1 protein-coding gene and 1 pseudogene are annotated in these 1,704 nt (G+C 61.7%); both read left to right on the top strand.

Features of this window, described 5'->3' with window-relative positions; genetic code table 11:
- Positions 1-389 (top strand): annotated as a pseudogene (locus tag EN750_RS33025) (TetR/AcrR family transcriptional regulator); the annotation flags it as partial.
- 286 nt (positions 390-675) lie between these two features.
- Complete coding sequence (locus EN750_RS33020) at positions 676-1,659, top strand: hypothetical protein (protein ID WP_127399169.1); 984 nt, start codon at positions 676-678, stop codon at positions 1,657-1,659.
- Positions 1,660-1,704 lie beyond the last annotated feature (45 nt).

Below are 1,704 nucleotides of genomic sequence, written 5' to 3'. Positions count from 1 at the left end.
TCAATGAGGTTGCGTCGAGAGCGCCGACCCGTTGGCAACATTTCGTCGACGAATGCTCGACCTATATCGAGATGGCGCTGGAGCCGGAAATCCAGCGCATCATGTTCCGGGATGGCCCGGCCGTGCTGGGCGATCCAGCGCAATGGCCGAATTGCAGTGCGTGCATCGCTTCAATGACCGACCATCTGACCGCGCTGCAGGAGGAGGGGGTCGTTGTCTCCAGCCTCGACCCCGAGACGGCCTCGCGATTGATCAACGGAGCGAGCAGCCAGGCAGCGCAACGGATCGCCAATTCGAGCGACCCCGAAGCGACGTCGAAGAAGGTGGTGACGGCGTTCAAGCAACTGCTCGAAGGCCTGCTCAAGAAGCCGGACCCGCAGTCGAATTGAAGTTCCCACCGGAGCTTTCGTGCCGGCAGCTGTTCCCGATAGGAATTTTTTCTTGACTCGGTGACCTCAGCTAAGGTATATATTCGTCCATGGTGCTGATTTGCGCCAGTGACCCGCCGCACAGGCGGGTTTTTCGTTTGATGCTCCGTCAGCCTACGCGCCGGCGAAGGCTCCGAAGAAACCCGTAGCCCGAATTCGTTGCCCTTTGGCGTCAGGGCCGGCAATTGACAATCGCCGGGTTGAGTCCATCCTCTTCCACCATCTCTGAGGCGGAGATTCGGGGCACATGTGGGATTTTGAGATCGGCCGGTCGGTGTCCATCATGATGCGGACCTGGCCGTTCATCGTCTTTCGCATGATCGTCTATTTCGGCATCACGCTGGCCTACATTATGGCGACGGGCACCGGCGCCTCGGTCGGCTATGGCGTCGGCCATATCTCCACCGATCCCGACGGGCCCATGTCCTTTGCCCTGTGGGGCGGCGTGGTCGGGTTTGGCCTCGTCTCGATCGCTGTGTATTGGATCCGCGAATACATCCTCTATGTCGTCAAGGCCGGCCACATCGCCGTCATGGTCCATCTGATCGACGGCCGCGACATTCCCGACGGCCAGGACCAGATCGCCTACGCCAGGGATGTCGTGACCCAGCGTTTCGCCGAGGCCAACATCCTTTTTGTCGTCGACCAACTCGTCAAGGGCGCTATCCGCGCCATCACCGGCCTGCTTGGCGGTATCGCCGCCTTCCTGCCGATACCGGGCCTGAGCGGCCTGGTCTCGTTCATCAACACCGTGATCCGCCTGTCGCTGACCTATGTCGACGAGATCATCCTCGGCTACAACATCCGCATCAATTCAGCCTCGCCCTTCGAGACGGCGCGGCAGGGCGTCGTGCTCTATGCCCAGAACGGCAAGGTCATGGTCAAGAACGCCGTCTGGCTGGCGGTCATCATGTGGGGCGTGTCGTTCATCATCTTTCTGATGATGCTGGCGCCTGCCGGCGCGATTCTGTTCCTGATGCCTGGCCAGCTCGCCGGCTGGGCTTTTGTGCTCGCCATCGTCTTCGCCTGGGCATTCAAGGCGGCGTTCATTGAACCCTTCGCCATCGCCTGCCTGATGCAGGTCTATTTCAAGACCATCGCGGGCCAGGTGCCGGATCCGGCCTGGGACGCCCGGCTGGCCGAGGCGTCGTCGAAGTTCAGGGAGCTCAAGGACAAGGCGCTCGCCTCCTTCGGCGGTTCGCGCTGGGCTACGGCCGGCGCCACACCCTGATCGGCCGGGCGGGTGATGTCTGGTGAGGCAGAAACGGTGTTGAGG

The sequence above is a fragment of the Mesorhizobium sp. M7A.F.Ca.ET.027.03.2.1 genome, from assembly GCF_003999175.1.
GTDB lineage: Bacteria > Pseudomonadota > Alphaproteobacteria > Rhizobiales > Rhizobiaceae > Mesorhizobium.
Note: the sequence above shows the minus strand (reverse complement) of the source record. Positions and strands in the feature narration are given on the sequence as shown.

Excerpts from the sequence above, each read along its gene's own strand:
- EN750_RS33020 (WP_127399169.1), top strand. The coding sequence starts at position 676 with ATGTGGGATTTTGAGATCGGCCGGTCGGTGTCCATCATGATGCGGACC.